The following is a 4,304-nucleotide window of genomic DNA, read 5'->3' as shown; positions in this document are numbered from 1 at the left end:
CATCTCCCCCTCTAGGGGGGAGATTGGCCAATCGCAGTCCGACGATCTCCTGCTGATCGTCCGCCGGGTCGAAGCACTCGGCTCCTTCCTCGACACGGAGGATGGCAAGAACCTGCTCGCCGGCACCAAGCGTGCGGCCAACATTCTGGCCGCCGAGGAGAAGAAGAAAACGGTGGTCGCCGAAACCGTTGAGTCGGCACTTTTGCGCGAGGATGCCGAGAAATCGCTGTTTGCGGCGGTGAATCAGGCTGAGAAGCAAGCCGGCGAAGCGATTCAAAACGATGACTTTTCCGGCGCCCTGCTGGCGCTTAGCGTATTGCGCGAGCCGGTTGATTCATTCTTTGAGCATGTTCTTGTAAACGATGAGGATCAGGCGGTGCGTGCCAACCGCCTGGCGCTGCTCGCTCGCATCCGCGCGGCCACCGGTCAGGTCGCGGATTTCTCCAGGATCGCAGGTTAAGGCGAAGAAAATATTCTCTGCTACCGGCCGCTCAAGCCGGCTTACAGTCATATGGCGATGATCTCTCCGTGGCAAAAGGAACATGTTCCCCAACCCCACGGAGGCTTCCATGAATTCCGATCACGAAATCGAAGTGACAGAAGAAACCCCGGTTCCCGCCGGGGCGCTTGAATCCGCTTCCGAAACCATCCTCGATCATGCCGCCGCCGCAGCGATCGAAGCCGCTGACCTGTCTGATGACGACGAAGACGGCGACGATGAAGAAGGCGACGAGTCCGCCGAAACTGCCACGCTCTCGGATGACGACGAAGATGAAGACGAAGAAGACGAGGACGAAGACGACGCCGAGGACAGCGTGAAGGCTGAAGGCGACGAGTCCGAAGAAGATGATGATAAGGAAGAAGCGGCCTGATTTTTTTCGGCCGCCGAGTCTATCGATGGCAAGGCGGCGCTGAGGCGCCGCCTTCTCCTATCAGCCGTCCCCCGAAGCCGACGGTCAGCCGCCCCGGCGACGGTCAGTTCTCGAGAATGCTGACGCGCACGCTGTTTTCGTAGACATCGACCTGGATCAGCGGTTCGCCATTGACGATGGCGCGCTTGGTCGAGGAACTCATCGCGCCGCCGCGTTCCAGCATGCGCTGCAGGTCGGCGCGCTGGCCGTTGGTCCTGAACCAGCCATCAGCCTCGTCGTCGCTGTCACGGCGGTGGAATTTGTGCCAGTTGGCGCGGTCCTGCCGCACCATCTGCGCGGCATTGTCCAGCGCATAGCCGTCACTCGCCTGATGGTCGCGATCGGAAATGCGCGCGACATAAGATCCCAGCATGTCGTCGGCATGAGCCGCGACGACGCCAAGCAACGACGCCAGCAGAAGGCCTGCCCCGGCTACGATTCCAGATTTTCTCATGATCACCCCCCTTTACCCCTAGCGATGAAATCCCGTCTGCCAGAAATACCTAGAACGGGGCTTGCCTGGCAATGGTGCGCCGGGCGCCAGACCACCGTCAAGTCACGCCATCGATGTCGGCTGTCTTTGAGCCGGGGCTATTTGGTGTAGCCGTTGGGAGGCATGCGCTGCCCTGCTGCCGGCGCCGAAGCGCTCGGCGGGGTGGGTTGGTTCTCGGCGTTCCCTGAGGGGGCTGCGGAAGCGGTGGCCGTTGCCGGCGCCGTGCCAGCGGCCGGCGCGGCACCGGCCGCTGGTGCAGCGGTTGGCGCCGGTGCAGGGAAATCGGGACCGGTAACGCCGCCACGAATGACCATCGGGCCTGGCTGGAAGCCGTGCCCGGTCGCGGGCTTGTCCGGGATCGCCGCCACTTTTTCATCGGTGACGTCGGGCGGCGTTTCCCCTATTGCCACCACCGATCGCGCATCGCTGGCTTTGACTGCATCGGCGGTTCTAGGCTGGTTGGGAGCGCCGATCCTGACGATCGATGGTGTGGAGGATGGCGCGCCTGGAAAAACCAGGGATGACGCCTGGGCTTCGCCGGCCGCAACAGCAAGAATGATACCCAGCAGGATACGCGCAGACACTGATGTCGCTCCCCTTTGCCCAGAAGCTGTTCGATAGCAGGCCGGAATTGATGCCGGCTTTCGCGGAAACATAGCATTTTAGGGATTGATAAATTGCCAATGCTCCTGCTCGCCAACAATAGGTTACCCAACAGCGGCTTGCCCAACGGCCGCCATCGTACTACGCACCCCGCATCTGTGAGGTGACGAGAGTGGCTGAAATACTTGGCTCGGGCGAGGCGCTGGAGCGGGCGCTGGCGCTGCTCATGGAAGGCGATGTCGTCGCCATCCCGACGGAAACCGTCTACGGGCTGGCCGGCGACGCCACCAACGGCATCGGCGTCGCGCGCATTTTCGAGGCCAAGGGGCGGCCGCGCTTCAACCCGCTGATCGCCCATGTCGCGGATATGGCGATGGCAGAGCGCCTCGCGCTGTTCGATCCGCTGTCCAGGAAACTGGCGCTGGCATTCTGGCCAGGTCCGCTGACGCTGGTGCTGCCGCAACGGCCCGGCAACGGCATCCATCCGCTGGTCACCGCCGGGCTTGATACGATTGCCTTGCGCATGCCGAGGGGTTTTGCAGGCGACCTGATCGCCAGGCTCGGCCGCCCGCTTGCAGCGCCCAGCGCCAATTCATCCGGCAGGATCAGCGCAACGACCGCGCAAGCGGTGGCCGCCGATCTCGGTGCGCGCATAAAGCTGGTGGTCGATGGCGGCGCGACGCCGATCGGGCTGGAATCGACGATTCTCAAGGCCGAAGGAAACAGATTGCGGCTGCTGAGGCCCGGCGGCATCGCCGCCGAGGAGATCGAGGCGGCTATCGGCATGGAGCTGTTGCGCGGCGGCACCGTCGGTATCGAGGCGCCGGGCATGCTTGCCTCGCACTATGCGCCAGGTGCTGCGATGCGGCTCAATGCCGGCACGGTCGGCGAGGGCGAGGCTTTGCTAGGCTTCGGCAGCCAGAGGGCGCAAGGCTGGCGCCGCGCCGAAGCCTTCCTCAATTTATCCGAAACCGGTGACCTGCGCGAAGCGGCGAGCAATCTGTTCGCCCATATGCAGGAGCTCGACCGCAGCGGCGCGCGGACCATCGCCGTCGAACCTATTCCCTTCGACGGGCTCGGCGAAGCCATCAACGATCGGCTGTCGCGTGCCGCCGCCCCTCGTGACATCACGCAGCCCACACCATAGTTTTCCCCCATGACCGAAATCACAGAGACACTCGATTCCGCTCTCATCGATCGCTTCGCCGCCATCGTTGGCGACAAATATGCGCTGCGCGACGAGCGCGATATCGCGCCCTACCTCATTGAGCGGCGCGGGCTCTGGCACGGCGCGACATCGCTGGTGCTGCGGCCGGGCAGCATCGACGAAGTCAGCCGGATCATGCGGCTGGCGACGGAGACGGGAACGCCGATCGTGCCGCAAAGCGGCAACACCGGGTTGGTCGGCGCCCAGGTGCCGGACAGGTCCGGGCGCGAAATCGTCCTGTCGCTGTCGCGGCTCAACCGCATCCGCGAGATCGACGTCCTGTCCAACACCGTGACGGTCGAGGCCGGCGTCATCCTGCAGACGCTGCAGGAGGCAGCCGACGCCGCCGACCGGCTGTTCCCACTGTCGCTGGCCGCGCAGGGCTCCTGCCAGATCGGCGGCAATCTTTCCTCCAATGCCGGCGGCACCGGCGTGCTTGCCTATGGCAATGCGCGCGAACTCTGTCTCGGTGTCGAGGTGGTGCTGCCGACCGGCGAGGTGTTCGACGACCTGCGCAAGCTGAAGAAGGACAACACCGGCTACGATCTGAAAAACCTGTTCGTCGGCGCCGAAGGTACACTCGGCGTCATCACCGCCGCCGTGCTCAAGCTGTTCCCGAAGCCGAAGGGGCGCGAAGTCGCCTTCGCCGGCCTGTCGTCGCCCGAGGCCGCACTTTCGCTGTTCAGCCTGGCCATGGACCGTGCCGGGGCAGCACTCACCGCTTTCGAACTGATCGGCAGGCGGCCATATGATTTCACGCTGGCGCATGCCCAGGGCGTGGTGCGGCCGCTGATCGAGGACTGGCCGTGGTATGTGCTGATGCAGATTTCATCAGGCCGTTCGTCGGAGGATTCGCGAGCGTTGATCGAGGACGTGCTCTCGGCCGGCCTTGAACAGGAATTCGTCGGCGACGCCGTCATTGCGGCGAGCCTCGGGCAGGGGGATGCCTTCTGGAATTTCCGCGAGCTGCTGCCCGAGGCGCAGAAACCGGAGGGCGCCTCGATCAAGCACGACATTTCGGTGCCTATTGCATCGATCCCGCGCTTCATCGCGCAGGCTGCCGGCGCCGTGGCGTCGGTAAGTGCAGGTG

At 64.1% G+C, this 4,304-nt stretch carries 6 protein-coding genes; 4 read left to right on the top strand and 2 right to left on the bottom strand.

The genetic code is table 11. The features are described from left to right. Together EOC06_RS32045 and EOC06_RS32040 are read left to right on the top strand one after the other, a co-directional pair. Positions 1–460 (top strand): DALR anticodon-binding domain-containing protein (locus EOC06_RS32045; RefSeq protein ID WP_245470269.1); only part of this gene is annotated, 460 nt, incomplete at its 5' end. Between the two features lie 109 nt (positions 461–569). Then, positions 570–872 carry an ATPase gene (locus tag EOC06_RS32040; protein WP_128309671.1) on the top strand — a complete coding sequence of 101 codons (303 nt, stop codon included), beginning with the start codon at positions 570–572 and terminating at the stop codon, positions 870–872. 103 nt (positions 873–975) lie between these two features. Here the strand turns inward: EOC06_RS32040 and EOC06_RS32035 are convergent, their stop codons facing one another. Beyond that, positions 976–1,365, bottom strand: a complete 390-nt coding sequence (locus tag EOC06_RS32035; RefSeq protein ID WP_128309670.1) for a hypothetical protein — start codon at positions 1,363–1,365, stop codon at positions 976–978. Between the two features lie 137 nt (positions 1,366–1,502). Continuing rightward, positions 1,503–1,988 carry a hypothetical protein gene (locus EOC06_RS32030; protein WP_128309669.1) on the bottom strand — a complete coding sequence of 162 codons (486 nt, stop codon included), beginning with the start codon at positions 1,986–1,988 and terminating at the stop codon, positions 1,503–1,505. 191 nt (positions 1,989–2,179) lie between these two features. On the opposite strand from EOC06_RS32030, the gene EOC06_RS32025 reads away from it, so the two are divergent. Next, positions 2,180–3,154, top strand: a complete 975-nt coding sequence (locus EOC06_RS32025; RefSeq protein ID WP_128309668.1) for an L-threonylcarbamoyladenylate synthase — start codon at positions 2,180–2,182, stop codon at positions 3,152–3,154. 9 nt (positions 3,155–3,163) lie between these two features. Beyond that, positions 3,164–4,304 (top strand): FAD-binding oxidoreductase (locus EOC06_RS32020; RefSeq protein ID WP_245470267.1); only part of this gene is annotated, 1,141 nt, incomplete at its 3' end.

The sequence above is a fragment of the Mesorhizobium sp. M7A.F.Ca.MR.362.00.0.0 genome (genome assembly GCF_004023175.1).
GTDB lineage: Bacteria > Pseudomonadota > Alphaproteobacteria > Rhizobiales > Rhizobiaceae > Mesorhizobium.
The sequence above is the reverse complement of the archived record's forward strand: the minus strand, read 5'-3'. Positions and strand labels throughout refer to the sequence as shown.